Annotated in this window: 22 protein-coding genes; 11 read left to right on the top strand and 11 right to left on the bottom strand. The window is 62.6% G+C overall.

The genetic code is table 11. The features are described 5' to 3' along the window. Positions 1-6: 6 nt before the first annotated feature. From ACSPX5_RS19940 to ACSPX5_RS19925, 4 genes are all read right to left on the bottom strand, one after another. Positions 7-561: a tetratricopeptide repeat protein gene (locus tag ACSPX5_RS19940; protein ID WP_439820138.1), complete on the bottom strand. Its 555-nt coding sequence runs from the start codon at positions 559-561 to the stop codon at positions 7-9. Between the two features lie 226 nt (positions 562-787). Then, complete coding sequence (gene hemL / locus ACSPX5_RS19935) at positions 788-2,071, bottom strand: glutamate-1-semialdehyde 2,1-aminomutase (RefSeq protein ID WP_439820137.1); 1,284 nt, start codon at positions 2,069-2,071, stop codon at positions 788-790. 15 nt (positions 2,072-2,086) lie between these two features. After that, positions 2,087-2,710, bottom strand: coding sequence for a thiamine phosphate synthase (thiE, locus tag ACSPX5_RS19930; protein WP_169432052.1), 624 nt, complete (start codon positions 2,708-2,710; stop codon positions 2,087-2,089). Between the two features lie 24 nt (positions 2,711-2,734). Further along, the gene (locus ACSPX5_RS19925) at positions 2,735-3,532 is read right to left on the bottom strand and encodes a hydroxymethylpyrimidine/phosphomethylpyrimidine kinase (RefSeq protein ID WP_007958699.1); all 798 of its coding nucleotides are present in this window, start codon (positions 3,530-3,532) and stop codon (positions 2,735-2,737) included. 304 nt (positions 3,533-3,836) lie between these two features. Here ACSPX5_RS19925 and ACSPX5_RS19920 point away from each other — a divergent pair, with 304 nt between their 5' ends. The 4 genes from ACSPX5_RS19920 to ACSPX5_RS19905 all read left to right on the top strand — a co-directional run bounded on the left by ACSPX5_RS19920 (position 3,837) and on the right by ACSPX5_RS19905 (position 10,310). Further along, positions 3,837-6,185 carry a hybrid sensor histidine kinase/response regulator gene (locus ACSPX5_RS19920; protein ID WP_439820136.1) on the top strand — a complete coding sequence of 783 codons (2,349 nt, stop codon included), beginning with the start codon at positions 3,837-3,839 and terminating at the stop codon, positions 6,183-6,185. A gap of 95 nt (positions 6,186-6,280) precedes the next feature. After that, positions 6,281-7,930, top strand: coding sequence for an acyl-CoA dehydrogenase family protein (locus tag ACSPX5_RS19915; RefSeq protein ID WP_439820135.1), 1,650 nt, complete (start codon positions 6,281-6,283; stop codon positions 7,928-7,930). Between the two features lie 172 nt (positions 7,931-8,102). Further along, on the top strand, positions 8,103-9,602 hold the full coding sequence (gene amn / locus ACSPX5_RS19910) for an AMP nucleosidase (protein WP_162130486.1): 1,500 nt from the start codon (positions 8,103-8,105) through the stop codon (positions 9,600-9,602). A 72-nt stretch (positions 9,603-9,674) separates the two neighbouring features. After that, on the top strand, positions 9,675-10,310 hold the full coding sequence (locus ACSPX5_RS19905) for a pseudouridine synthase (RefSeq protein WP_439820134.1): 636 nt from the start codon (positions 9,675-9,677) through the stop codon (positions 10,308-10,310). Here the strand turns inward: ACSPX5_RS19905 and ACSPX5_RS19900 are convergent. Beyond that, positions 10,305-10,514 carry a DUF2788 domain-containing protein gene (locus ACSPX5_RS19900; protein WP_003228500.1) on the bottom strand — a complete coding sequence of 70 codons (210 nt, stop codon included), beginning with the start codon at positions 10,512-10,514 and terminating at the stop codon, positions 10,305-10,307. The two genes, ACSPX5_RS19905 and ACSPX5_RS19900, sit on opposite strands and share 6 nt — an antisense overlap. Before the next feature lie 280 nt (positions 10,515-10,794). Next, positions 10,795-11,274 carry an Lrp/AsnC family transcriptional regulator gene (locus ACSPX5_RS19895; protein WP_007909658.1) on the bottom strand — a complete coding sequence of 160 codons (480 nt, stop codon included), beginning with the start codon at positions 11,272-11,274 and terminating at the stop codon, positions 10,795-10,797. Between the two features lie 456 nt (positions 11,275-11,730). Here ACSPX5_RS19895 and ACSPX5_RS19890 point away from each other — a divergent pair, with 456 nt between their 5' ends. Then, positions 11,731-12,783, top strand: a complete 1,053-nt coding sequence (locus tag ACSPX5_RS19890) for a DUF6515 family protein (protein WP_169432049.1) — start codon at positions 11,731-11,733, stop codon at positions 12,781-12,783. Here ACSPX5_RS19890 and ACSPX5_RS19885 read toward each other — a convergent pair. Both ACSPX5_RS19885 and ACSPX5_RS19880 read right to left on the bottom strand, forming a co-directional pair. Next, entirely contained in the window at positions 12,777-13,673 is an 897-nt protein-coding gene (locus ACSPX5_RS19885; protein WP_169432048.1) for a cation diffusion facilitator family transporter, read from the bottom strand. The genes ACSPX5_RS19890 and ACSPX5_RS19885 overlap by 7 nt on opposite strands. Positions 13,674-13,688: 15 nt before the next feature. Continuing rightward, positions 13,689-14,108, bottom strand: coding sequence for a polyribonucleotide nucleotidyltransferase (locus ACSPX5_RS19880; protein ID WP_169432047.1), 420 nt, complete (start codon positions 14,106-14,108; stop codon positions 13,689-13,691). A 108-nt stretch (positions 14,109-14,216) separates the two neighbouring features. Here ACSPX5_RS19880 and hrpB point away from each other — a divergent pair, with 108 nt between their 5' ends. Further along, entirely contained in the window at positions 14,217-16,736 is a 2,520-nt protein-coding gene (hrpB, locus tag ACSPX5_RS19875) for an ATP-dependent helicase HrpB (RefSeq protein ID WP_439820133.1), read from the top strand. A gap of 3 nt (positions 16,737-16,739) precedes the next feature. On the opposite strand, the gene ACSPX5_RS19870 is transcribed toward hrpB, so the two are convergent. Continuing rightward, positions 16,740-17,654, bottom strand: a complete 915-nt coding sequence (locus ACSPX5_RS19870) for a LysR family transcriptional regulator (protein WP_007958716.1) — start codon at positions 17,652-17,654, stop codon at positions 16,740-16,742. Positions 17,655-17,893: 239 nt separating this feature from the next. Between ACSPX5_RS19870 and ACSPX5_RS19865 the strand changes: the two genes are divergently transcribed. The 5 genes from ACSPX5_RS19865 to ACSPX5_RS19845 all read left to right on the top strand — a co-directional run bounded on the left by ACSPX5_RS19865 (position 17,894) and on the right by ACSPX5_RS19845 (position 23,793). Further along, positions 17,894-19,387, top strand: a complete 1,494-nt coding sequence (locus ACSPX5_RS19865; RefSeq protein WP_439820132.1) for an aldehyde dehydrogenase — start codon at positions 17,894-17,896, stop codon at positions 19,385-19,387. A 32-nt stretch (positions 19,388-19,419) separates the two neighbouring features. Then, entirely contained in the window at positions 19,420-20,790 is a 1,371-nt protein-coding gene (locus tag ACSPX5_RS19860; RefSeq protein WP_439820131.1) for an aspartate aminotransferase family protein, read from the top strand. A 387-nt stretch (positions 20,791-21,177) separates the two neighbouring features. Beyond that, positions 21,178-22,155 (top strand): ABC transporter substrate-binding protein, encoded by a 978-nt coding sequence (locus tag ACSPX5_RS19855; protein WP_169432042.1) that lies wholly within the window; start codon positions 21,178-21,180, stop codon positions 22,153-22,155. A 10-nt stretch (positions 22,156-22,165) separates the two neighbouring features. Beyond that, positions 22,166-22,969, top strand: a complete 804-nt coding sequence (locus ACSPX5_RS19850) for an ABC transporter permease (RefSeq protein WP_007958721.1) — start codon at positions 22,166-22,168, stop codon at positions 22,967-22,969. Then, on the top strand, positions 22,957-23,793 hold the full coding sequence (locus ACSPX5_RS19845) for an ABC transporter ATP-binding protein (RefSeq protein WP_064382153.1): 837 nt from the start codon (positions 22,957-22,959) through the stop codon (positions 23,791-23,793). The genes ACSPX5_RS19850 and ACSPX5_RS19845 overlap by 13 nt, the downstream gene beginning before the upstream one ends. A 2-nt stretch (positions 23,794-23,795) precedes the next feature. Here ACSPX5_RS19845 and ACSPX5_RS19840 read toward each other — a convergent pair whose 3' ends face one another. Together ACSPX5_RS19840 and ACSPX5_RS19835 are read right to left on the bottom strand one after the other, a co-directional pair. Then, complete coding sequence (locus ACSPX5_RS19840; protein ID WP_439820130.1) at positions 23,796-24,872, bottom strand: endonuclease/exonuclease/phosphatase family protein; 1,077 nt, start codon at positions 24,870-24,872, stop codon at positions 23,796-23,798. Between the two features lie 74 nt (positions 24,873-24,946). Continuing rightward, entirely contained in the window at positions 24,947-25,621 is a 675-nt protein-coding gene (locus ACSPX5_RS19835; protein WP_169432040.1) for a YciC family protein, read from the bottom strand. Between the last annotated feature and the right edge of the window lie 21 nt (positions 25,622-25,642).

Here is a 25,642-nt window from a genome sequence, read left to right as displayed (position 1 = left end):
AAGGAGCTAAGGCAGGGGCGAGAACGGCGTACGTCCGTCGGCGTTCTGCAGTTCCATCAGGTATTTACGGAAAATTTGCCCGAGCACCTGGGTTGCGGTTTCCAGGTCTTCGCGGGACATCTTTTCGGACACTTCGTCGGCGGTGTCGAGTGCGTCTTCGGCGCCGTTGACCGCGGCCATCTTCAGCACGATGTAGGCCTGGATGTTGTTGGCCTGCACACCCTCACCGTGGAAGAACATGGTGCCGAGCTTGAATTGCGCCTGGGCGTGGCCCTGCAGCGAAGCCTTTTCGAAATAACTCAGGGCTTGATTGAGGTCGCGCGGCACGTTCTTGCCGTCGTAGTAGAACTCACCCAACTCGTATTGCGCTTGCGCATCCCCTTCATCCGCTGCCTTTTGGCAGGCGGCGAGAGCCTGCGTGACATCTTGCGGCTGAGTATTGAGGGTGCAACGACCCATCGCCGGGATCAACAACGAGTTGCCGCCTGCTTGTGCATGTGCGAGCAGCGGCTGAAGGAGCAACAGGCAGCCCAAGGCAAGGGTGCGGCCGGTGCGGTTCATGGGAATCGACTTACCTCTGAAGGGCGCGCGGACCCGTCGAGGGATCCAATAAGCGCGCATTATGAAATAAGCAGGGCCATCCTTACAAAGTCTTTACTCGATTTTCTGCTGCGCGGGAAATATATCGCCCACTTTATGGGAGATTTTTGGCAGACGTGTCGGAAAAGGCGTGCAGATGTAGGAGAACGCTGACGCTGGCAATGGCCAACGTCAGCGGCGGGACGTTTTACTTCAACTGGGCGAAGGCGCGTTCGGCGGCATCGAGGGTGAGTTTCAGTTCGGCTTCGCCATGGGCGATCGAGGTGAAACCGGCTTCGAAAGCGCTCGGTGCCAGGTACACGCCACCTTCCAGCATCAGGTGGAAGAAGCGGCCGAACAGTGCTGCGTCGCTGGCCATTACGTCTTCAAAAGTCACAATGTCGTCGGCACCGCTGAAGTACAGACCGAACATACCGCCGGCCTGGGTGGTGACGAACGGAATGCCCGCCGCATCGGCGCGCTGTTGCAGGCCATCGAGCAGGCGAGTGGTGTAATCGGTCAGCTCGGCGTGGAAGCCCGGACGGCTGATCAGGCGCAGGGTGGTCAGGCCGGCGGCCATCGCCAGCGGGTTGCCCGACAGGGTGCCCGCCTGATAGACCGGACCCAGCGGTGCGATGCGCTCCATGATCGAACGCTTGCCGCCGAAGCAGCCGACCGGCATGCCGCCGCCGATGATCTTGCCGAAGGTGGTCAGGTCCGGGGTCACGCCGTAGTAAGCCTGGGCGCCGCCGAGGGCGACGCGGAAACCGGTCATCACTTCATCGAAAATCAGCACCACGCCGTGCTTGTCGCACAGGCTGCGCAGGCCTTCGAGGAAACCCGGTGCCGGCGGTACGCAGTTCATGTTGCCGGCCACGGGCTCGACGATGATGCACGCGACGTCCTGACCGACTTCGGCGAGCATTTTTTCAACCGCGTCGATGTCGTTGAACGGCAGGGTCAGGGTGTGTTTGGCGAACGCTGCCGGTACGCCGGCCGAGCTTGGCACGCCCTGACTCAGTGCGCCGGAGCCGGCCTTGACCAGCAGGCTGTCGGAGTGGCCGTGGTAGCAGCCTTCGAACTTGATGATGCTGTCGCGGCCGGTGAAACCGCGGGCCAGACGGATTGCGCTCATGGTCGCTTCGGTGCCGGAGCTGACCATGCGCACCATCTCCATCGATGGCACCAGCGAGCAGACCAGATCGGCCATCTCGGTTTCCATCGCGGTCGGCGCGCCGTAGGACAGACCGTGTTGCAACTGGTTGCGCACCGCGTCCAGTACGTCCGGGTGGCTGTGGCCGAGAATCATCGGGCCCCAGGAACCGACGTAATCCACATAACGCTTGTCGTCTTCGTCGGTGACGTAGGCGCCTTCGGCGTGCTTGAAGAACAGCGGCGTGCCGCCGACGCTCTTGAACGCGCGAACCGGCGAGTTCACGCCACCGGGGATGTGTTTCTGGGCGTTGGCAAACAGGGTTTCGGAACGAGACATGATCGGGCTCTCAAATCAGACTTTAAGTAATTCGTTGAACGCGCGGGCGCGGCGGGTCACCTCGGCGGTGCTGTCTGCGCCGAACAGGCCATGGACCACGGCCAGCAGATCGACACCGTGGGCCACCAGTGGCGCCGCGTTATCGAGGGTGATGCCGCCAATCGCGCAGATCGGCAGGTGCAGGGTGCGTTTGGCCTCGTCGAGGAGATCGAGGCTGCAACTCGGCGCACCGGGTTTGGTATTGGAATTGAAGAAGCGACCGAAGGCGACGTAACTCGCGCCTTCTTTGGCGGCCTGTGCGGCCAGTTCGAGCTGTGCGTGGCAGGTCGAACCGATGATCGCTTTTGAACCAAGCAAGGCGCGGGTCGGCGACAGCGGGCCGTCGGTCTGCCCCAGGTGCACGCCGACATTCAGGCGTGCGGCCAGTTCGGCGTCATCGTTGATGATCAGTTGCGTCTTGTAGCGCTCGCACAGATCGCGCAGGGCTTCGGCCTCACGCAGGCGCCGGGCCTCGTCGCTGCTCTTGTCGCGGTATTGCAGGAGGGTGACACCGCCTTCCAGCGCCGCCTCCACGTAGGACAGAAACTTGCCGGCGAGCAACTGGCTGTCGGTGATGGCATACAGGCCACGTAGTTTCATCGCGCAGACCTCAGGCTCGGAACATCAGGAACAGAAATCCAGCGGCAGACGACGCGGCACGAACTGGCCTTTGCCCAGCTGTTCGGCATCGCGCAGGGTGCGCCAGGTGTAATCCAGCGCGGTACGCACGGCGCTGGCCAGGTTTTCACCCAGTGCCAGGCGGCCGGCGAGGGTGCTGGCCAGGGTGCAGCCGGAACCGTGGTAGCTGCCGGGCAGACGCTGGCATTTGAAGGTTTCGCGCAGGCCGTCACGGCTGTACAGGCGATTGTGGATTTCGGTTTCGTCGCCGTGGCCGCCGGTGATCAGCAGGTTCTTGATGTACGGCAACAGTTTTTCAGCGCACTCGTCCGCGGTGCCTTCCGGCAGTTCGGCAAGGATCCGGGCTTCGGGAAGGTTGGGGGTGGCGATGATCGACAGTGGCAGCAGGCGTTCGCGCATGGCGTAGCCGACTTCGTCCTTGCCCAGGCGTCCGCCGCCGCCGGCGCGCAGCACCGGGTCGCAGACCACTGGCAAGTGCGGGTGCGCCTGAAGCAGTTCGACGACGGTGTCGACCATTTCCAGGGAACCGAGCATGCCCAGTTTCACTGCCGCGACTTCGGAATCGTTGAGTACGGCATTGGCCTGGGCCAGTACCCACTCACGGTCGAGGACGCGAAAGTCAGTGACGTTGACCGTGTCTTGCACGGTCAGGGCGGTGACGGCCGGAGCCGCATGGCAACCCTGAGCGAGCAGGGCTTCGATATCTGCCTGCAAGCCGGCGCCACCACTGGGGTCGTGGCCGGAGAGACAGAGGACAACGGGGCGTGAGCTGTAGATATTCATGGTGCGCGAGCTTACCACCAAACCTGTTTTTCGGGTGTTGTGGCACGGCGCCTGACCGATAACCTCGGTATCTGGATCCGTACGGCATTTCACAAACTGACCGAGCCAACAGCTCTAGCCCGGTGCTTTGCTCTGAAACGCCCGTTCTAGAGCCTTTGTAGGAAAAATTTCCATGGTACTCAATGGCCATCAACGGCTATGCTAGAGTGGATCCAAACCAATAACAGGTAATACCGGTTTTACGTCATCTCAAAGGGAATGGGGGGCTTCCTGACACAACCGGACAAGCCACGCTGGGGCTTCAATGCGCTATTTGTTGATGTTGCTGTTCTGTTTGCCCCTCCTGGCAAACGCCGTCGAATTCGACGAGTTCACCCAGAGTCTCCCGCTGGGTCGATCCCTGCAAGTGTTCGAAGACCCGAGCGGTCAGGCGAGCATTGCCGACGTCCGCGCGCAAGCCGCTGCCGGACAATTCAAGGCCCACGATAAAGCCACGCTCAATGCCGGTTACTCGCGCTCGGCGTTCTGGCTGAAGATCGACCTGCATTACCGCCCGAGCAATCCGGCGGCGCAGCGTACCTGGCTGCTGGAGCTGGCCTATCCGCCGCTCGATCACCTCGATCTGTATCTGCCCGACGCCGCCGGCGACTTCCGTCTGGTGCGCCAGACCGGGGACGCGTTGCCGTTCGCCAGTCGCGAGATCCGGCAGAACAACTACCTGTTCAACCTCACGTTCAAGCCAGACCAGCAACAGACCGTCTATTTGCGGCTGTCCAGCGAAGGCTCAATCCAGGCGCCGGTGACGTTGTGGTCGAGCACCGCGTACCTCGAAGACCAGCCGGTGCGCCTGTACGTGCTGGGGATCATTTATGGCGTGCTGCTGGGAATGCTGGTCTACAACCTGTTCATCTACCTCAGCGTGCGCGACACCAGTTACCTCTATTACATCTTCTATATCGCATCGTTCGGCCTCTATCAGCTGTCGGTCAACGGCGCGGCAGTCGAGTATTTCTGGCCGGACAACCCGTGGTGGGCCAACGCCGCCACGCCGTTTTTCATCGGTTGCGCAGGGCTGTTCGGCAGCCAGTTCGCCCGCAGTTTCCTGCAGACCAGGAACCACAGTCCCTGGCTCGACCGGCTGTTGATCGCCCTGATCGCGTTCGGTGCACTGGTGATTGGTCTGTCGCTGATGACCAGTTATGCCCTGGCCCTGCGCCTGGCGACGACCCTGGCGCTGACCTTTACCGTGGTGATCTTCGCTGCCGGGATCCTCGCCTGGTGGCGCGGGCTGCGGGTGGCGCGCTATTTCATCATCGCCTGGTCGGCTTTTCTGCTCGGCGGGATCGTCAACACCATGATGGTGCTGGGCCTGCTGCCCAACGTGTTCCTGACCATGTACGCCAGCCAGATCGGCTCGGCCATCGAGGTGGCGCTGCTGTCGCTGGCGCTGGCCGACCGCATCAACGCGATGCGTGAGCAACAGGCGCAGACCCTGTTCGACGCCGGCCAGAAACTCGAAGTGCTGAACCAGCAACTGGCCCACAGCAACAAGCTCAAGGACGAGTTCCTGGCGACCCTGACCCATGAACTGCGCACGCCGATGAACGGGGTGATCGGTTCGCTGGAGCTGATGCAGACCGTCGAACTCGATCCGGAACTGGAGCAATACCAGCAGACCGCCGCCGGTTCGGCGCGGGACATGATGCGCATGGTCAACGGCATCCTGACCCTGACCGAATTGCAGGCCGGCAAGCTCAAAGCCACACCGGGCAGTTTCAGCCTGCGGGCCGTGGTCGAGGCGCTGCGCGTGCAGTTCGACGGCAACGCCTCGAGCAAATCGCTGGACTTCAAGGTCGACGTGCTGGCGACCCTGCCGGATCGCCTGCAGGGCGACAGCGCCAAACTCGCGCAATGCCTGGAGTGCCTGCTGGATAACGCGATCAAGTTCACTCGCGTCGGCGGCCTCGCCTTGCGGGTCACCGGCAAGCCGTCGACGGACAATCGAATGGCGCTGTCCTTTGCGGTGATCGATACCGGCATCGGTTTTACCGATCTGGACGAGGCGACCCTGTATCAGCGCTTCTTCCAGCTCGACGGCTCGATGACCCGCGAGTACGGCGGCCTGGGCGTGGGGCTGGCGATCTGCCGACAACTGGTGGAACTGCTCGGCGGCAAATTGACCCATCGCTCCGAGCCGGGGCGCGGCAGTCGTTTCCAACTGGACGTCGAGTTTGAATTGCCGGCCGTCGAAGCGGCGCCGACGCTCATTCGCGATGCCATGCGCGCACCGCAGGACTGCACCGTGTTGCTGGTGGACGACAACAGCGTCAATCAATTGGTGATGCGCGGCATGCTGCTCAAGCTCGGTTTCCGCGTGCGTACCGCCGACCATGGTGCCGCCGCCATCGAATACCTGCAGCGCGAGCCGTTCCATGCGGTGCTGATCGATTGCCAGTTGCCGCCGCTCGATGGCGCGTCACTGTGTTGCCAGATCCACGACCTGCCGGGCTGCGCCAACCTGCCGGTGTTCGTGATCGCGCTGGGGGCGGATCGAGAGCATTGCGCTTCCGCCGGCTCGATCGATTACCTGAGCAAACCGGTGAAATTCGAAGACTTGCAGGTCGCGATGCAGCGTCGGGTATTGAGTTGCTGACAGGGTGAAAGCGCCGGCATTTAGGCCGATATGACACTTTGATCGGCTTGGGGGCGGTGCTTAACTGAAGCTCTGGCCGATCAAGGAGCCCCGTCATGAACCTGCATCAGTTCGCCGAAACCCACGAAGTCACCAACCAGCCACCGTCGCTGGACGGTACCAACCTGTACCGCATCGACCTGCCGTTGCAGGAGTGGTCGCGGCGGTTCGGTGCCGGCTGGGCCGAGTCGCGGATCGACGCTTACGGCGCGCTGGCCGGCGGGCCGCTGATGGAGGCCGGGTTCCTCGCCAACCAGAACAAACCGGTGTTCGCCAGCCATGACCGCTACGGTCATCGCATCGATCTGGTGGAGTTTCATCCGGCGTATCACGAGCTGATGCGCACGGCGATCGAACATGGCCTGACGTCGTTGCCCTGGGCTCACCCACAGGACGGCGCCCATGTTGCCCGTGCCTCCATGAGCTATCTGCACAGCCAGGCCGAGGCCGGCAGCGGTTGCCCGTTGACCATGACCTTCGCCAGTGTTCCCGCGCTGCGCTTGCAGCCGGACCTGGCCGAACAGTGGCTGCCGAAGATCCTCGCCACCGAATACGACCCGCGCAATGTCGGCATGGCCCACAAGGCTGGCGTCACCATCGGCATGGCGATGACCGAGAAACAGGGCGGCACCGACGTGCGCGCCAACACCACCAAGGCCTATCCGGTCGGCGCCAGCGGCCCGGGCCAGGCTTATGAGCTGGTGGGGCACAAGTGGTTCTGCTCGGCGCCGATGTGCGATGCGTTCCTGACGCTGGCGCAGACCGACAAGGGCCTGACCTGTTTCCTGCTGCCGCGCCATCGCCCGGACGACACGCGCAATCAGTTCTACATCCAGCGCCTGAAAAACAAGCTTGGCAACCAGTCCAACGCCTCCAGCGAAGTGGAGTTCCGTGGCGCGCTGGCGTGGATGGTCGGTGAAGAAGGGCGCGGCGTGCCGACCATCATCGAGATGGTGGCCATGACCCGCTTCGATTGCATGGTCGGCTCCAGCTCGCTGATGCGTCAGGCGCTGACCCAGGCCAGCCATCACTGCGCCCATCGCAAAGTCGGCGGCAAACTGCTCAGCGAACAACCGTTGATGCAGAATGTGTTGGCCGATCTGGCCCTGGAAAGCGAAGCCGCGCTGGCCCTGAGCCTGCGTATGGGCAAGGCGCTGGATCATCTGAATGATCGCCATGAAGCGCAGTTCGCCCGACTGGTGACGGCGGTGGGCAAATACTGGATCTGCAAACGCGCACCGGCGATGATCAACGAAGCCGCCGAATGCATGGGCGGCGCGGGATATGTCGAGGACAGCATCCTGCCGCGGCTGTACCGCGAGGCACCGGTGAACTCGACGTGGGAAGGCTCCGGCAACGTGCAATGCCTCGATGTGTTGCGCGCGCTGTCGAAGGAGCCGGGCGTGCTCGACGTGCTGTTCAACGAGCTGGGCGATGGCCATGGCGACAAACGGCTGGCAGCGCATATCCAGCAATTGCAGGCGTCGTTCAAGGACACCAGCGACATTCAGTACCGGGCGCGGCAATTGACCGAAGACATCGCGCTGGGGCTGCAAGCGAAGCTGTTGCTGGAGGCCGGTAATACGGCAGTCAGCGATGCCTTTATCGCCAGTCGCCTGAGCGGTGGCGGTCGGGCCTACGGCGCGTTGCCGCGTGGGCTGGATGTTGAAGCCATCGTCGCCCGTTCCACCCCGCAAGGTTTCTAAAGCATCCCTGTGGGAGCGGGCTTGCTCGCGAAGGGGCCGGTACATTCAACATCAATGTTGGCTGTGCTGACGCCTTCGCGGGCAAGCCCGCTCCCACAGGGACCGCATATGCCTGTCAGATTGATGAATAGCCACAACGCCACTGTTTCCGTGACGCCACGATGCAGGCAAGATGAAGCTCTGCAAGTCAGAACACAGGAAGCTGATCGTGACCGAAGCGTTTATTGTCGTTCAAACCGCCGAACAGGCCGTGGATCGTCTCGCCGAGCTGCATGAGCGGGCCACCACGGCGCTGAACTCGGCGCTCAAGCGTTATCTCAAGGATCGCGTCGAGCCCGACGCCGAACAACGTGCCCTGTTCCGTTATCCCGAACTGCGTCTGACCTACCACTGCCAGGGCGAAGTCCCGCAGACCACCCGCGCCTACGCCAAAGTGCAGCTGCCGGGCACCTACAGCGTGACCGTCACCCATCCGGCGGCGTTTCGCAAATACCTGCTCGAGCAGCTCACTCCGCTGATGCATGACTTTACCGTGACCGTTGAAGTCGGGGTCAGCGAGCAGAACATTCCGTACCCGTACGTGGTCGAGCAGGGCGATGAACTGGCCGGCTCCGGTGTCACCGCTGCGGTGCTGGCGCGGGTGTTCCCGAGTACCGACCTGTCCGCCGCCACCGATGGCATCGCCGACGGCCTCTACGACTGGGAAAACACCGATCCGCTGCCGCTGGCGCTGTTCGATGCGGCCCGCGTCGACTTCTCGCTGCGCCGTCTGGTGCATTACACCGGCAGCGACTGGCGCCATGTGCAGCCGTGGATTCTGCTGACCAACTACCACCGTTATGTCGACCAGTTCATCGTCCATGGCCTGGAGCAACTGCGCCGCGACCCGCGCTTCGTGCGCATGGTGCTGCCGGGCAATGTGATCATCGAAAAAGGCATGGATCACGGCGAAGCCTCGGCAATTGCCGCCGGTGTGGTCTGGCATCGCTACCAGATGCCGGCCTATCACCTGATCGCCAGCGATGGTCACGGCGTGACACTGGTGAACATCGGTGTCGGCCCGTCCAACGCCAAGAACATCACCGACCACCTGGCCGTGTTGCGTCCGCATTGCTGGCTGATGATCGGTCACTGCGGCGGCCTGCGTCAGTCGCAGACCATCGGCGACTACGTGCTGGCCCACGCTTATATGCGTCGCGACGGGATTCTCGACCGGGTGGTGCCACCGAACATTCCGATCCCGGCACTGGCCGAAGTGCAGCTGGCGCTGCAACAAGCGGCGGCCAACATCACCGGCGAAAAAGGCGAAGAGCTGAAGAAACGTCTGCGCACCGGCACCGTGCTGACCTATGACGACCGTAACTGGGAATTGCGCTGGGCTCAGGAGCGACCACTGATCAACCTGTCCCGCGCCGTGGCGGTGGACATGGAAAGCGGCACCATCGCCGCCCAGGGCTATCGTCTGCGGGTGCCGTACGGCACGTTGCTGTGTGTATCGGACAAGCCGCTGCACAGTGAAATCAAGTTGCCGGGTTCGGCCAATGCGTTCTACGAACGTGCGGTCAGTCAGCACTTGAAGATCGGCATCGAAGCGGTGGACCTGCTGCGCACCGAACTCAATTCGCTGCACTCGCGCAAACTGCGCAGCTTCGACGAGCCGCCGTTCCGCTAACGGTTAGTCGTGGTCATTTGGCGGTCGGGGCACTAGCATTGTCAGCCCTGATCGCCAAATGCCTGTGCACTTATGTCCCGTCCCCAACGTCCGCCTTCCCGCCGCCCCGGCGCGAAGCCAGCTTCTTCAGCTCCTCGCCGTGTCGCCAAGGCACCACCGGCCGAGCCGAAGCTGATCCTGTTCAACAAGCCGTTCGATGTGCTGACGCAATTCAGTGACGGTGAAGGGCGGGCGACGCTCAAGGATTACATCGACGTTCCGGGCATCTACCCGGCCGGACGGCTGGATCGCGACAGCGAAGGTTTGCTGCTGCTGACCAACGACGGTCAGTTGCAGGCGCGGATCGCCGACCCCAAACACAAGCTGGCGAAAACCTATTGGGTGCAGGTCGAAGGTGTGCCGACGGCCGAGCAGTTGCAGCGGCTGCGTGACGGCGTTGAATTGAATGACGGCATGACCTTGCCCGCGCAAGCGCGGCAACTGGATGAGCCCGAGCTGTGGCCGCGCAATCCGCCGGTGCGCTTTCGCGCAACCATTCCGACCACCTGGCTGGAACTGGTGATTCGCGAAGGGCGCAACCGTCAGGTGCGGCGGATGACGGCGGCAGTCGGGTTGCCGACGTTGCGGCTGGTGCGGGTCAGGATTGGTGACTGGACGATCGAAGGGCTCGATCAGGGCCAGTGGAAAGAAGTGCCGGCGCGCTTATAAGGCGCCGGATTCGATCAGGCCGATCACCACGCTCTTGATGATGAACGCGGCCACGCCCAGGCCCAGCACGAAGAACAGAATGAACGATCCGAAGCGCCCGGCCTTGGACTTCTTCGCCAAATCCCAGACGATGAAACCCATGAAAATGATCAGGATGCTGACCAGACCGGTCATCATCCACTCTTCAAATACTGCTGGATCCATCGGGTTCTCCGGCACGCACGGGGCTAAAAGGGCGCGGCGAGTATACGCCAAGGGGGGCGGGGTGGCATTGATCTGGGTCTGATCCGACGACTGGCCCTCACCCTAACCCTCTCCCGGGGGGAGAGGGGACTGACCGAGGTGTCTGGCGTCATACATCGACCTGAAATTTCCAGTCGATTATGGATTCACAGCAGGGCGTTCAGGTCGGCGTACTTCTCGAGCAACCCACCGTCGGCCCCCTCTCCCTCCGGGAGAGGGCTGGGGGTGAGGGCAGCTCTGATCAGCTACGCAGATGCGTGAGAGGCAATTCAGTGCTGTTGAGCACCTGATTCAGCACAAAGCTCGAGCGCACACTGGTCACGCCTTCAATCCGCGTCAGATGCCCCAGCAGCAGTTTCTGATAGTGATCCATGTCCGGCACCACCACTTTCAGTTGATAGTCGGCATCGACCCCGGTCACCAGGCTGCATTCCAGCACCTGCGGCAAGGTGCGGATCGCCGCTTCGAAGTTCTCGAAGCGCTCCGGTGTGTGCCGGTCCATGCCGATCAGCACGTAGGCGGTCAGGCTCAGGCCGAGCATCTTGCGATCCAGCAGGGCGACCTGACGGGAGATGTAGCCGTCGTCCTCCAGCTGCTTGACCCGGCGCGAGCAAGGGGATGGTGACAGACCGATGCGCTCGGCCAGTTCCTGGTTGGAGATGCGGGCGTCGCGCTGCAATTCCGCCAGAATGCTCAGGTCATAACGGTCGAGTTTGCTCATGAATCTGTCCTTTGTTCTAACTATTGCGGCGGATTATCTATCCAGGGTTAAAAATTGCGCAAGTGATGTTTAATTGAGCAATCTTCGCAATCATCTGTCGCGGGCTCGAGCCTATCCTTATCACCAGAATCACTGCTCGGTAACACAGTCCACTGCGGCCCGCCCAATCAGGCCCGCCGCGGCCGCCGCCCCCACCGGGGACGTGCCGGCCCCCGAGCTGCACACTGTCCAGAAGACGGCGTGAGGTGAGCCGACGTCAAAAGCGTCGAGCCAGGACGAAGTTCTCTGGAAGGGAGGCCGACGGGTCTCCCTTTTTTCTTGCCCGCGATTTGACCTCACACACTCAATAAATAAATGGCGTGACTGATAACCTGTTGCAGAACCCGGTGTGCCCCTTTCCGGTCTTAGCTACAAGCCCTTCTTAATTACAGGGTCCAGCCCGCAGTGAGGAATTTCATGAAGTCGCGTATCTGGCGTGTGGCCAGTGTTGGTTTGCTGTGTGTGAGTGTCTGTGCGCAGGTACTGGCCGATGAGCCGCAGAATCGCGGCCCCGAGGGCGGCGGACGCGAGCGGGAGCATTGGGGCAACAATCAAGAGCACGGCGGCGGCAACCAGCCACGTCCACAAAACCAGCCTCAGCAGAATCAGCCTCGGCCGCAGAACAACGAAATCATTCGTGGCGACAACAGCCGCCAGTTCGAACACAACGGCCAGCAGCACAACAATGGGCAGTGGCAGAACCACGACCAGAACCGTCCGGCCTACAACCCCAATCCGGTCCGCCAGCCGCCACCGCCGCCACAACTGCCGGCCAACAGTCTGCCGATCCAGCCACGCCCCGACACTGTGCGCCAGACCCAGGAGCCGCGTCAGGGCTACTACCGCGACGAGCGCCCGCAGAATGGCTACCACCAGAACTGGCAGACCGGCAATCGACCCGATGACCGTCGCTGGCCGGGTCGCCCCGACGGGCATGGCAACGGCTGGGGCCCCGGCCCGCAGTACCGGCCGGGCCATGTGATCGACCGCTTCCCGGATCGTGACTTCCGCGTTCCGTATCGCGGCCAGGATTACTTCTACTCCGGCGGCTACTGGTATCGCCCGCAAGGCCCGCGTTACATCGTGGTTCAGCCGCCACGGGGAATTCGCATCCAGTACCTGCCGGATTATGCCCGTGAAGTGTGGATCGGCGGTTCGCTGTTGTTCCTGGCGGCAGGCTCGTACTACGCCTATCAGGAAGCGACCCAGGATTACGTGGTGGTCGAGCCGCCGGTGCAGCAACCGCCGCAACCGGCCAACAACGGTTATGACGTGGAAGCCTATCCGGCAAACGGCCAGTCGCCGGAACAAGTCCAGCAGGACGGCTACCAGTGCTATCAATACGCGGTGCAGCAAAGCGGTTTCGATCCGCGCACTGCAACCTATCAGCCGGCGCCCGAAGTGGTGCAGGCCTACCGCCAGGCCCAGGGCAATTGCCTGAGCAGTCGCGGTTATCAGGTCAATTACTGAGCGCGGGCGGCTTTCACCACTTCCTGCGGGTCGGCGTGCACCAGCACTTCGGCCCGTGGGTAGGCAGCGTGGATCGCATCGGCAGCCTGATCGCTGATGCCGTGGGCGACTGACAGCGTCAGCTCTCCCGGCAATTCCAGGTGCAACTGCACGAACCAGTGATTGCCGGAAATCCGCGTGCGCAGATCATGCGCGCCCAGCACGCCCGGTACGCCGCACGCCAGTTCGAGCATGTGCTGACTGACATCCGTCGGCAGCTCTTCATCCATCAGCACCGAAAAACTTTCCCGGGCGATCTGGATCGCGCTCCACAGGATGTACACGGCGATCCCCAGACCGAACCAGGCATCCAGTTGATGAAAGCCCAGACCCGCCAGGATCAGCGCGATCAGGATGCTGCCGTTGAGCAACATGTCCGAACGGTAATGCAGCGAGTCTGCGCGCACCGCGTTGGAGCCGGTCTGCTTGATCACCCGGTGCTGCAGCATCAACAGCGCCGCTGTCAGCACCAGCGAAAACACGATCACGCCGATACTGATCCACGGCGCGCCGAGCGGCTCAGGCTGCTGAATGCGCTCATACGCCTGAAACGCAATCAGTGTCGCACTGCCGCCAATGAACAGCGCCTGCGCCATGCCCGCCAGGGATTCGGCCTTGCCGTGGCCATAACGATGATCGTTATCCGCCGGGCGCAGCGCGTAATGCACCGCCAGCAGATTGAGCAACGAAGTGACGCCATCGAGGGCCGAGTCGGTGAGGCCGGCGAGCATGCTCACCGAACCGCTCAGCCACCAGGCGATGGCTTTGGCGATGATCAGCGTACAGGCCACCGCTACCGAGGCGCGGGTCGCCAGCCGCAGCAGGCGGGCGTGTTCGGGGCTGGGGGTCATGGGTTCGTCAATTCCTTATGCGGCAGGTTGCAGGCCGAACATCGCCAGTTGCTGGGTGCTGCCCTTGTGCTGGATCAGCCGTGGGTCGTCCAGCGGCAGGTTGCGGCCCAATTCAGTTTCGAGAATAGCCTGCAACTTGAGGTTATCGACCTGACCGTCCGGGCCGATGGCTTGCTTGAGCTTGGCCGGATCGACCTGCGCCGTGTGGCCCGGTTCGAAATAGATCGCGCCGGTGGTGAAGTCCACGGCAAACGCGATCAGGCCGGGAATGATGTAGAACAACAGGCCCACGGCATCGAGCACGGCAATCGCCGGGTCGATCTTGCCGTCGATCTGGCCGCGCCGGTCGGGATAGAAAATCGAACCGCACGCAGTGATCTGAGTGAGCAGGGTGGCAACCAGTACACCGCCGATCAGGCGAAAAGGTAAGCGCATGGGAATCTCCTGAGTCATCTGTTAACGAAGCGTCATCGTGTGAAGTTAAGACCCTGACGAACGCTCAGCAGTTCGCCGTTATACTCGCCGCTCTGTTTGGGAGCCAGCATGATTTCTTTGCCGATCGATGACGTTTTATCCGCCCTGCGTGAAGCCCTCGCGACACGCCACGAAGCCGTGCTCGAAGCACCGCCCGGCGCCGGTAAAACCACCCGCGTGCCCTTGGCCCTGCTCAATGAAGCGTGGCTGAACGGGCAGACCATTCTCATGCTCGAACCCCGTCGACTGGCCGCGCGTGCAGCCGCAGAACGGTTGGCCAGCGAGCTGGGCGAGAAGGTCGGTGAAACCGTCGGTTATCGCATCCGCCTCGACAGCAAGGTCGGCCCGAACACGCGCATCGAAGTGGTCACAGAAGGGATTCTCACCCGGCGTTTGCAGGACGACCCGGCGCTGGAAGGCGTGGGCCTGCTGATCTTCGACGAATTTCACGAACGCAGCCTCGACGCCGATCTGGCGCTGGCCCTCAGTCTGAACGGTCGGGAGCTGTTTCGAGCTGAACAACCGCTGAAGATTCTGCTGATGTCCGCCACCCTTGAAGGTGAACGTTTGGCCGGGTTGCTCGACGACGCGCCGATCCTGCGCAGCGAAGGCCGGATGTTCCCGGTGACGATGCGCTGGGGCCGGCCTTTCCAGCCCGGCGAATACATCGATCAACGCGTCACGCAAACGGTGCTTGAAGCCCTGCACGACGAAACCGGCAGCCTGTTGGTGTTCCTGCCGGGGCAGGCGGAAATCCGGCGGGTTCATCAGCAACTGGCGGACGCCATCGGTGAGCGCAGCGACGTCTTGCTCTGCCCGCTGCACGGCGAACTCGACCTGAACGCACAACGCGCCGCCATCGACCCGGCCCCGGCAGGACAGCGCAAAGTGGTGCTGGCCACCAACATCGCCGAAACCAGCCTGACCATCAACGGTGTGCGCGTGGTGATCGACGCCGGGCTGGCACGGGTGCCGCGTTTCGACCCGGGCAGCGGCATGACCCGCCTCGACACCCAGCGCATCTCCAGGGCCAGCGCCACCCAGCGCGCGGGCCGGGCCGGGCGTCTGGAACCAGGCGTGTGTTATCGCCTGTGGTCGCAAGATCAGCATGAACAACTGGCGGCTTATGGCAGTGCGGAAATCCTTTCGGCGGATCTTGCGGGTCTTGCCTTGCAACTCGGACGCTGGGGCGTGGCGCCCAGTGATCTGATCTGGCTGGACGTACCGCCCGCCGCCGCTTACGCACAGGCGCAGGACTTGTTGCAGCGCCTCGGTGCGCTGGACGGTGAAACTCTGAATCGCCACGGTCAGGCCATGGCTGAATTGCCGGCCCACCCGCGCATCGCTCATTTGCTGTTGCGCGGTCAGGCATTGGGGCTGGCGACCATGGCGTGCGACGTCGCCGCGTTGCTCGGCGAGCGGGATATTTTGCGTGGCGCCGGGGCCGATCTTCACAGTCGTTTGGCACTGCTGTCCGGTGAAGAACGTGCGGCCCGTGGTGCCCAGGGCGGCGTGCAGCGCGCCCGGCAACTGTCGCGGCAATATCGTGGATACCTGCGCGGGCAACCGAGCGAACCGGTCAGCGATCCCGATCACCCGCGCTGGCTCGGTGCTCTGCTGGCGCTGGCCTACCCGGACCGCGTCGCTCAGCAGCGGCGTGCTGGTGGTGCCGAATATCGTCTGGCCAACGGCCGTGCGGCGCTGTTCGCCGAAGCCGACAGTCTGATGAAGGAACCGTGGATCGTGATCGCCGACCTCGGCAGCCGTCAGGGCCAGCGCGAAGAGCGGATTTATCTGGCGGCAGATTTCGATCCGGCGCTGTTCGATTCGGTGCTGGCCGAGCAGGTGCACAACGTCGATCAACTGGACTGGGACGAACGCGAAGGCGTGCTGCGCGCCGAGCGCCAACGCAAGGTCGGCGAACTGATCCTCAGCCGCGAGCCGCTGACCGGTCTCGACGAAAACGCCCGCAGCCAGGCGCTGGTCAATCTGGTGCGGCGCAAAGGTCTGGAACTGCTGCCGTGGACCCCGGAACTGCGCCAGTGGCAGGCGCGAGTCGCGTTGCTGCGTCAGCTCGACCTGGACGCCAAGGGCGACAGCCAATGGCCGGATGTCAGCGACGCCACACTGCTGAAAACCCTCGAAGAGTGGCTGATGCCTTATCTGGGCAAGGTCTCGCGCCTCAGCCATTTCGCCAACCTCGACCTGTCGAGCATCGTCCGAAATCTGCTGCCTTGGCCGCTGCCGCAACAACTCGATGAGCAGGCACCGCATCACCTGAGCGTGCCGTCAGGCTCCTCCATTCGCCTCGACTACAGCGAGCAGCCACCGATTCTCGCCGTGCGTTTGCAGGAGCTGTTCGGCCTTGCCGACACACCGCGCATCGCCGGCGGCCGGCAAGTGGTCAAACTGCACCTGCTGTCGCCCGCACGGCGCCCGGTGCAGGTGACCCAGGATCTGGCCAACTTCTGGCGCAGCACCTATGCCGAAGTGAAGAAGGATCTGAAGGGGCGGTATCCGAAGCATTACTGGCCGGATGATCCGCTGGTGGCTGAAGCCACTGCGCGGGCCAAACCGCGGGGTACGTGAAACTCAGCGGCTGGCCTTCGCCGTCAGCTGCTCCCGGCAATAATCGGCAAACAACTGCGCCGGTTTGGTCAGTTGTCCGCGTTTGAGCCACGCGGCCACCAGGCCTGAGCCGGTGACGTCTTCGACGATGTCGACGCACACGACTTTCTTGCCGTCGTAGGTGCATTCCGAATGCGGGCGGGTGACCAGGATCGAGAAGCCGAAACCCTGGCCGACCATGCCGCGCACCATTTCGATCGACGGCGAGCTGAACTCGATGCGCGGCGACAGGCCGAGTTCTTCGAACAGGCTGACGAAGTAGGTGCGGCTCGGTTGCACGTCGAGCAGGATCATCGGTTCCAGGCACAGATCCCGCAGCGAAACCTGCTTGAGCTGGGCGAAGCGGTGATCTGCCGGGAGCAGGGCGTAAGGCCGTTGGGCCGGCATCAGCGGCTCGGTTTCGATGGTGGCGTCGAGGTCGTGTTTGTACAGGATCGCCAGGTCGAAAGTGCCCGACGTCAGGCCTTGCACCAGTTCCTGCTGTTCGCCGTCGCGAATGCGGATTTTCACCCCCGGATACAGCGCCGAGAAGCCGGCAATCAGTTGCGGCAGGTACAGCGGCGCGACGGTTTCGAAACAGCCGATATCGATCTGCCCGGCCACCACGTCGTTGTCGGCGAGGGCGTTCTGTTCGAACTCCTTGGCCATGCGCAGCAGTTCCTGAGCCTTGCGGAAGAATCGCGCGCCGCTGGGTGTCAGGGACACGCCCTGAGCGTGATGACGGATCAGCAGTTGCACGCCGAAGCTGTCTTCCAGCCCCTTGATTGCCGTGGAAATCGCCGGTTGTGCGATGTACAGCTTGCGCGATGCTTCGGCGACGCTGCCGCATTCGACGGTGGTGATGAAGTATTTCAACTGACGCAGGTTGTAAGCGGCCACGGTGAACCTCAAAGCGAACGGATTTCACATCCAAGCAATTTGTACGCCGCCGGCCTCCGTTCTGTCGGCGGTTTTTTTGTCCCTGAACAATAGCCCCATACGCGCGCGAAGGGGCCATCGGCTGGTTACCTTTTTTATTGTCTGGGAAGACATTTTTACTGGTTTTAGCGCGCACGGGCCTGAGCGACTATCGACCCCGCACTGTTCTCAAAAGAATAAAGGTCCAAGGAGCAACCACCGTGTTCGAGCTTGCAGACTGGCAGCGCAAGGCCGCTGAATTGAGTTTTCCCAATCAGGCCGTGATCGACGGCAAACGGCGTGCGGCGCAGTCGGGGCAGACCTTTGCCGCGATCAACCCGGCCACCGGCCAACTGCTGGCAAACGTCGCCGCGTGCGGTGAAGAGGATGTCGATGCGGCGGTGAAAAATGCGCGGCAGGTGTTCGAAGCCGGCACCTGGGCCGGGCGTTCACCGACCGAGCGCAAGCAAGTGCTGCTGCGTCTGGCGGATCTGATTCTGGCCCATCGCGAAGAGCTGGCGCTGCTCGATTCGCTGAACATGGGCAAACCGGTGATGGACGCTTACAACATCGACGTGCCGGGTGCCGCCGGGGTGTTTCGCTGGTACGCCGAAAGCCTCGACAAACTCTACGATCAAGTCGCGCCAAGCGCCTCGAATGTGCTGGCGACCATCACCCGCGAAGCGCTGGGCGTGGTCGCCGCCGTGGTGCCGTGGAATTTCCCGCTGGACATGGCCGCGTGGAAACTCGCGCCGGCGCTGGCGGCGGGCAACTCGGTCATTCTCAAACCCGCCGAGCAATCACCGTTTTCCGCATTGCGTCTGGCCGAGCTGGCGCTGGAGGCCGGGTTGCCGGCCGGCGTGCTGAACGTGCTGCCGGGACTCGGCGAGCAGACCGGCAAAGCCTTGGGGCTGCACCCGGATGTCGATTGCCTGGTGTTCACCGGCTCGACCCAGGTCGGCAAATATTTCATGCAGTACTCCGCGCAGTCGAACCTCAAGCAGGTGTGGCTGGAGTGCGGCGGCAAGAGCGCCAACCTGGTGTTCGCCGACTGCAAGGATCTGGATCTGGCGGCGCAGAAAGCCGCGTTCGGGATCTTCTTCAATCAGGGCGAAGTCTGCTCGGCTAACTCGCGGTTGCTGGTGGAACGCTCGATTCATGACGAGTTCGTCGAACGCCTGAGGGCTCAGGTCGAACAATGGCAGCCGGGCGATCCGCTGGACCCGGCGAGTGCGGCCGGGGCGATCGTCGACAGCCGTCAGACCGAAAGCATTCTGCGCTTCATCCATCAGGCCGAACGCGAAGGTGCGACCCGCGTCTGTGGCGGGCGACAGCTGAGTTTCAACGGTTCGGATAACTACGTTCAGCCAACGATTTTCACCGACGTGCGGCCGCACATGACCCTGTTTCGCGAAGAAGTCTTCGGACCGGTGCTGGCGGTGATGCCGTTCGATGACGAGGCCCACGCCGTGCAACTGGCCAACGACAGCGTCTACGGTCTGGCGGCATCGCTGTGGACCGATGATCTGCACCGCGCGCACCGGGTGGCGCGGCAATTGCGAGCCGGAACGGTGTCGGTCAACAGCGTCGATGCGCTGGACGTGACCGTGCCGTTCGGCGGTGGCAGGCAATCCGGTTTCGGCCGCGATCTGTCGCTGCACTCGTTCGACAAATACACCCAGTTGAAAACCACCTGGTTTCAACTGCGCTCATGACAGCCGCTCACAACAAAAAAGGAGATCCGGCGATGACCACCTCACGTGAAACCCGCGACTACCAGGCCGCCGATGCAGCGCACCACATTCATGCGTTCGTCGACCAGAAGGCCCTCAACGACGAAGGCCCACGGGTGATGGTGCGCGGTGATCGCCTGCACCTGTGGGACAACGACGGCCGGCGCTACCTCGACGGCATGTCCGGGCTGTGGTGCACCAACCTCGGTTACGGGCGCAAGGATCTGAACGCGGCGGCGAGCCGGCAGCTGGAGCAGTTGCCGTACTACAACATGTTTTTCCACACCACCCACCCGCAGGTGATCGAGCTCTCCGAGCTGCTGTTCAGCCTGCTGCCGGGGCACTACAGCCACGCGATCTACACCAACTCCGGCTCCGAGGCCAACGAGGTGCTGATCCGTACCGTACGCCGGTACTGGCAGGTGCTGGGCAAGCCCGAGAAGAAAATCATGATCGGCCGCTGGAACGGCTATCACGGTTCGACCCTGGCCGCGACGGCCCTCGGCGGCATGAAGTTCATGCACGAAATGGGCGGGATGATTCCCGACATCGCGCACATCGACGAGCCGTACTTCTTCGCCCACGAAGGCAACCTGACCCCGGCTGAGTTCGGCCTGCGGGCGGCGCAGCAGCTGGAAGCGAAAATCCTCGAACTGGGCGCGGATAAAGTCGCCGGGTTCATCGCCGAACCGTTCCAGGGCGCGGGCGGAATGATCTTCCCGCCGGAAAGCTACTGGCCGGAAATCCAGCGCATCTGCCGTAAATACGACGTGCTGTTGTGCGCCGATGAAGTGATCGGCGGCTTCGGTCGCACCGGTGAGTGGTTCGCTCACGAGTACTTCGGTTTCGAGCCGGACACCCTGTCCATCGCCAAAGGCCTGACCTCCGGTTACATCCCGATGGGTGGTTTGATCCTGTCGAAGAAAATGGCCGACGTGCTGGTGGAGCAGGGCGGTGTGTTCGCTCACGGTCTGACTTATTCCGGGCACCCGGTGGCGGCGGCGGTGGCGATTGCCAACCTCAAGGCATTGCGCGATGAAGGCGTGGTGACGCGGGTCAAGGACGACATCGGCCCGTACCTGCAACAGTGCCTGCGCGAGGTGTTCGGCAATCACCCGCTGGTGGGCGATATCCAGGGCACGGGCATGGTCGCGGCGTTGCAGCTGGCCGAAGACAAGGCCACGCGCAAGCGCTTCGCCAATGAGAACGACATCGCCTGGCGCTGCCGCACGATTGGTTTTGAGGAGGGGGTGATCATTCGCTCGACCCTGGGGCGGATGATCATGGCGCCGGCGCTGATTGCCAGTCGTGAAGAGATTGACGAGCTGGTGGGCAAGATCCTGAAAGCGGTTGATCGTACGGCGCAGGAATACGGTCGGCTCTGAGGTATTCGTAGGGCTCAAGGCCCCATCGCGAGCAGGCTCGCTCCCACAGGTTTATCAGTCGTTCACAAAATTGTGATCCGCCTCGATAACTGTGGGAGCGGGCTTGCCCGCGATTGCGTCAGTCGATTCAACATCGTTTTTGCTGTCTTGCACCCCCTACGTGCACCCCCGCCAGACGCGCCCTTTCGCGGTGCGCACTACCCAGTTTTTTCATCGTTCGCGTCTAACTATTTCCTCGTTTTCCTGACGCCAAGCCTGGGTCAACATCGATTTCGCCAGCCAAGGCATTGCCCGCCAGAGTCCAGCAGAGACCGCAGCGTGCGATCGCGACACCACGGCTGGCCGTACTGCCCATGACAACTAAATCAACAGCGTTGGGAGTGCTCCATGAACAAGTCCTTGTTTACCCGTCTTGCAGGTCCTCTGGCGATTTCCGCCCTTTGCGTCACCGCCGCTCAGGCCGGCACCTTGTCGATCGGCCACACCACGTGGGTCGGCTACGGCACCCTGTACCTGGCCCAGGATCTGGGCTACTTCAAGGAGAACGGCCTGACCGTCGAATTGCCGGTGGTCGAAGAAGCGTCGATGTACATGGCCGCCCAGGCGTCCGGGCAATTGTCCGGCTCGGCCTCGACCATCGACGAAGTGCTCAAGTACCGCCCGCAGTTCTGCTTCAAGGCCGTGGCCGCGCTGGATGACAGCCATGGCGGCGACGGCGTGCTGGTCGGCAAGAACGTGAAGAGCCTGCAAGAACTCAAGGGCCAGGCCGTGGCCGTCAACGAAGGGTCGACCTCGCAGTTCTGGCTCTCGTACCTGCTGAAAAAGAACGGCATGAGCATGAGCGACATCACCGTGCAGAACATGACCGCCGACGATGCCGCCACCGCGTTCATCGCCGGTCGCGTGCCGGCCGCCGTGACCTGGGAGCCGCATCTGTCGATGGTGCGTGACAAGCAGCAGGGCAAGGTGCTGATCGACAGCAGCAGTACGCCGGGGGTGATCGTCGATGTGGTGGCGCTCAACTGCACGGTGATCGAGAAGCAGCCGGAAGACGTCAAGGCGCTGGTCGCCGGTCTCTACAAAGCGGTGCAGTACACCAAGGACCATCCACAGCAAGCTTACGAAATCATGGCCAAGGGCGTCGGCGGTTACCTGTCCGATCCGAAGGAACTGGCCGCTGCCGCGCAGGGCGTGCGTTTCTACGATCAGGCCATGAGCGAAAAACTCCTTGGCTCGCCGGGCAAGCCGGGTGACAGCGCACCGCTGATCAAACTGGCCAACGAAACCGCCAGTGAATTGCAGGGCAAGCCCTACAACGTCAGCAACGACGATCTGGTGGATAACCGTTTCGTCAGCCCGCTCTAGGAGACTGGTCATGTTCAAGCGCAATTCATGGCTGAGCCGCTGCATCACGCCGAAGACCGGATTGCCGGTGCCGGTGGTATGGAGCGCCAGCGGTCTGGCCTGGGTGTTGCTGGTCGGCCTGTGGGCCGGGTTGTCCTACGGCGGCATCGTGCCGGGGATGTTTCTGCCGACGCCCGGTGCGGTGGTTGAAGCGGCGGTGCGCCTTAGCCGCGACGGCACCCTCGGCCAGCATGTCTGGGCCAGTGTCGAAGTGGTGATGGTTGGCTTCATCGTGTCGTCGCTGGTGGCGGTGCCCCTGGGTCTGCTGATGGGCAGCTTTCGCATCGTCCAGGCGTTCCTTGAACCGCTGGTGAACTTCATCCGCTACCTGCCGGTGACCTCGTTCGTGCCGCTGTTCATCCTGTGGATCGGCATCGGTCTGGAGCAACGGGTGTCGGTGATCATTTTCGGCGTGTTCTTCCAGCAACTGGTGATGATCGCGGACGTGTCCAAAGGCATCTCCAAGGACTTGATCAACGCCTCCTACACCCTCGGTTCCAACCGGCGTGACGCGGTGCTGCATGTGATCGCCCCGGCGTCGTTGCCGGGTGTGCTCGACACCCTGCGGGTGACCATGGGCTGGGCCTGGACCTATCTGGTGGTCGCCGAACTGGTCGCCGCCTCGAGTGGCCTCGGTTACTTGAGCCTCAAGGCCATGCGCGGCTTTCAGGTCGACGTGATTTTTCTCGCCATCGCGATCATCGGCCTGCTGGGTCTGGTCACCGATCAACTGTTCCGCTTTTTGCGTTTGAGGATTGCCGCATGGGCTCAGTAACCGCTGCCAACCGTCGTTTCATCGAACCGGTCGCCGCACCGGCACTCGCCGCGCCAAGGTTGCAGGTGGACAAGGTCAGCCTGCGCTACAGCAAACCCGGCGGCGGTACGTTCACCGCGCTGGAAGAAGTGTCGTTCGAAGTGCCGGATCAGCAATTCGCAGTGCTGGTCGGGCCATCGGGTTGTGGCAAGTCGAGCCTGCTGTACCTCACCGCCGGCCTGGCCGAGCCGACCTCTGGCGAGATCTATGTTGGCGGCCAGCAGGTGCAAGGCCCCGGCGCTGATCGCGGGATGGTGTTCCAGAGCTACACGCTGTTCCCGTGGCTGACGGTGCGGCAGAACGTCGAGTTCGGCCTCAAGCGCCGGGGCATGCCGGCGGCGCGGCGCAAGGAGATCGTCGATCACTATGTCCACGAAGTCGGTTTGTCCGGCTTCGCCGACAACTACGCCAAGCAGCTGTCCGGCGGCATGATGCAGCGGGTGGCGATTGCCCGGGCGCTGGCCAACGACCCGCAGATCCTGCTGATGGACGAACCCTTCGGCGCCCTCGACAGCCAGACCCGCCTGCAAATGCAGCAGCTGTTATTACGGGTGTGGGGCAACAGCAAGAAGACTGTGTTGTTCGTCACTCACGATATCGACGAGGCGATCCTGCTCGGCGACCGGGTGTATGTGATGGGCGCGCGGCCGGGACGGATCAAGCAGATCCTGGATGTGCCGATCGAACGACCGCGCACGCTGGATATGGTCATGGAGCGCTCGTTCATCGACATGAAACGGCAGATCTTCGGGCTGTTGCACGACGATCTCGAAGAGGCTCACTGAGGTCAGTTGGGTGGCAGGAGGAACCGCGCAATCACCGGTAGATGATCGGAAATGCGCAGGGTATCGTCCTGACGCACCGTGGCTTCGACCCGTTTGATCTTCGGGCTGTAGAACAGGTAGTCGACCGTGCGGTCCGGGCCGTTGAGGCCGGGGTCGTTGGGGTAATGGGTCAGCCATTTGGCGCGGTCGATGCCGCTGGCTTCATTGTTGGTCGGGATCATCGGGTACTTGTCCCACAACAGGTGCAGCGCACTGTCCACGGAGTAGGGCGTGCGCTGTTCGACCGGCAGGCGCCGGTACTGGCCGAGCGGCAACAGGTTGAAGTCGCCTCCGATCAGCCACGGCGTGCCTTGGCTTTCGTGTTTGTCGAGAACCTTGGCCACCGCCGTCACCTGCGCCTGCAAGGTTTCGTCCGGCTGCACGGCGCGATCCAGATGCGTGTTGAACACCATCAGTTGCCCGCCATCGCTGAGCGGCAGGGTGGTGGCGAGCAGGGCGTTTTTCGGCTGGAACTGACGGTTGATGATGTTCGACGGCTGCACCGGCAGTTGCAGGCGCTCGGCGTGTTCGATGCGGTAGCGGCTGAGGGTCGCGAGTTGCCGGCCGACGCTGCCGAAGATATGCGGATCCGGGACGAAATCGGCCTTCCAGTCGAAGGCGTGGGCGCTGCACGGGTAGAGGTCGGTGAGGCGTTCCTGCAACAGCTTGAGCTGGTTCTGATAGTCGCTGGCCTTGGCGCCATCATCCAGTTCCTGGATCAACACCACGTCGGGTTGCTCGTCGCGGATCACCCGGGCCACTTCGTCAAGGCTGAACGCCATGTCTTCCTGAGTCGGGGCCTCATCATCGCCGTGGGCCAGGTCGTTCCAGAACACATAACGCTTGCCGGCCAGGTATTGCACGTTCCAGGTCATGACCTTCAGCGCCTGGCCGGGCACCAGTGTTGGCGGTTGCCCGATGCAACTGACCGGCAGGGTCTCCCGGGCGTCGGGGCGCCAGGTCAGGCTGAAAATCATCACGCCGATCAGGGCGACGGCCAGCAGCACGAAGAGCAGGATGTAGCGCAGTAGACGGGTCATGGCTCGGCTTATAGCGATACGGAAGTGGTCCCGAGCATACCCGAGACCCGTCGCTCAGCCCAAGCTCAGAGCGGTCAGACCCTTCCGTCACGTTTGTCGGGCAATTCGCTGATCAGCATGAACAGGCGGAACAGCACCACGCTGGTGAACAGCTGCAGGAAGCTGTGACCACTGTCGATCAGTACCGCGATCAAAGGATTCTGCGGATCGGGATACACCTGCAGAGTCAGACCCTTGAGCAGCCACAACGGCCCCATCACACACAGGATGCACACCAGAATCCGCAGGAAATGCCCGCGGCTCAGGCGCAGGCTTTCCTTCATCGCCTGCAACGGGCCGTAGCCGCGCAGCACCAGCAGGTATTCACCGAAGGCCAGGGTGACCATCAGCCACAGGCCTGGCAGGAAATACAGGGACAGACCGAGCAGGATCAGCAGCGTGTTGAGTGCGGTGAGCACAGCAAAACGCGGCCACAAACGCGCCGCCATCGCCAGCAAGTCGAGGGTTTGCGGGGATTCGCCACGGGTGCGGGCGTCGAGAAACAGGATCAGCGCAGCGGTGTACAGCGGGTAGACCAGCAGGCCGACGATCACGCTGATGGCCGAATAACCGTCCGGGTCGCTGGCGTGATCGACCACCTGTTGCAGCGCGGCTTCGAGGATCACCAGCGGCAGGCACAGCTGGACGATCCGGGCCAGATTGCGTTTAAAGAAATACAGAGAGTCACGCAGCACATCGAAGGCATTCATCAGTCGGTATCGCAGGTCAAA

Source organism: Pseudomonas sp. HLG18, assembly GCF_051903985.1.
GTDB classification, from domain to species: Bacteria; Pseudomonadota; Gammaproteobacteria; order Pseudomonadales; family Pseudomonadaceae; genus Aquipseudomonas; species Aquipseudomonas fluorescens_BT.
This window is presented reverse-complemented; position numbering and strand designations above follow the sequence as displayed.

Excerpts from the sequence above, each read along its gene's own strand:
- ACSPX5_RS19940 (WP_439820138.1), bottom strand. The coding sequence starts at position 561 with ATGAACCGCACCGGCCGCACCCTTGCCTTGGGCTGCCTGTTGCTCCTT.
- hemL (WP_439820137.1), bottom strand. The coding sequence starts at position 2,071 with ATGTCTCGTTCCGAAACCCTGTTTGCCAACGCCCAGAAACACATCCCC.
- thiE (WP_169432052.1), bottom strand. The coding sequence starts at position 2,710 with ATGAAACTACGTGGCCTGTATGCCATCACCGACAGCCAGTTGCTCGCC.
- ACSPX5_RS19925 (WP_007958699.1), bottom strand. The coding sequence starts at position 3,532 with ATGAATATCTACAGCTCACGCCCCGTTGTCCTCTGTCTCTCCGGCCAC.
- ACSPX5_RS19920 (WP_439820136.1), top strand. The coding sequence starts at position 3,837 with ATGCGCTATTTGTTGATGTTGCTGTTCTGTTTGCCCCTCCTGGCAAAC.
- ACSPX5_RS19915 (WP_439820135.1), top strand. The coding sequence starts at position 6,281 with ATGAACCTGCATCAGTTCGCCGAAACCCACGAAGTCACCAACCAGCCA.
- amn (WP_162130486.1), top strand. The coding sequence starts at position 8,103 with ATGAAGCTCTGCAAGTCAGAACACAGGAAGCTGATCGTGACCGAAGCG.
- ACSPX5_RS19905 (WP_439820134.1), top strand. The coding sequence starts at position 9,675 with ATGTCCCGTCCCCAACGTCCGCCTTCCCGCCGCCCCGGCGCGAAGCCA.
- ACSPX5_RS19900 (WP_003228500.1), bottom strand. The coding sequence starts at position 10,514 with ATGGATCCAGCAGTATTTGAAGAGTGGATGATGACCGGTCTGGTCAGC.
- ACSPX5_RS19895 (WP_007909658.1), bottom strand. The coding sequence starts at position 11,274 with ATGAGCAAACTCGACCGTTATGACCTGAGCATTCTGGCGGAATTGCAG.
- ACSPX5_RS19890 (WP_169432049.1), top strand. The coding sequence starts at position 11,731 with ATGAAGTCGCGTATCTGGCGTGTGGCCAGTGTTGGTTTGCTGTGTGTG.
- ACSPX5_RS19885 (WP_169432048.1), bottom strand. The coding sequence starts at position 13,673 with ATGACCCCCAGCCCCGAACACGCCCGCCTGCTGCGGCTGGCGACCCGC.
- ACSPX5_RS19880 (WP_169432047.1), bottom strand. The coding sequence starts at position 14,108 with ATGCGCTTACCTTTTCGCCTGATCGGCGGTGTACTGGTTGCCACCCTG.
- hrpB (WP_439820133.1), top strand. The coding sequence starts at position 14,217 with ATGATTTCTTTGCCGATCGATGACGTTTTATCCGCCCTGCGTGAAGCC.
- ACSPX5_RS19860 (WP_439820131.1), top strand. The coding sequence starts at position 19,420 with ATGACCACCTCACGTGAAACCCGCGACTACCAGGCCGCCGATGCAGCG.
- ACSPX5_RS19855 (WP_169432042.1), top strand. The coding sequence starts at position 21,178 with ATGAACAAGTCCTTGTTTACCCGTCTTGCAGGTCCTCTGGCGATTTCC.
- ACSPX5_RS19850 (WP_007958721.1), top strand. The coding sequence starts at position 22,166 with ATGTTCAAGCGCAATTCATGGCTGAGCCGCTGCATCACGCCGAAGACC.
- ACSPX5_RS19845 (WP_064382153.1), top strand. The coding sequence starts at position 22,957 with ATGGGCTCAGTAACCGCTGCCAACCGTCGTTTCATCGAACCGGTCGCC.
- ACSPX5_RS19840 (WP_439820130.1), bottom strand. The coding sequence starts at position 24,872 with ATGACCCGTCTACTGCGCTACATCCTGCTCTTCGTGCTGCTGGCCGTC.
- ACSPX5_RS19835 (WP_169432040.1), bottom strand. The coding sequence starts at position 25,621 with ATGAATGCCTTCGATGTGCTGCGTGACTCTCTGTATTTCTTTAAACGC.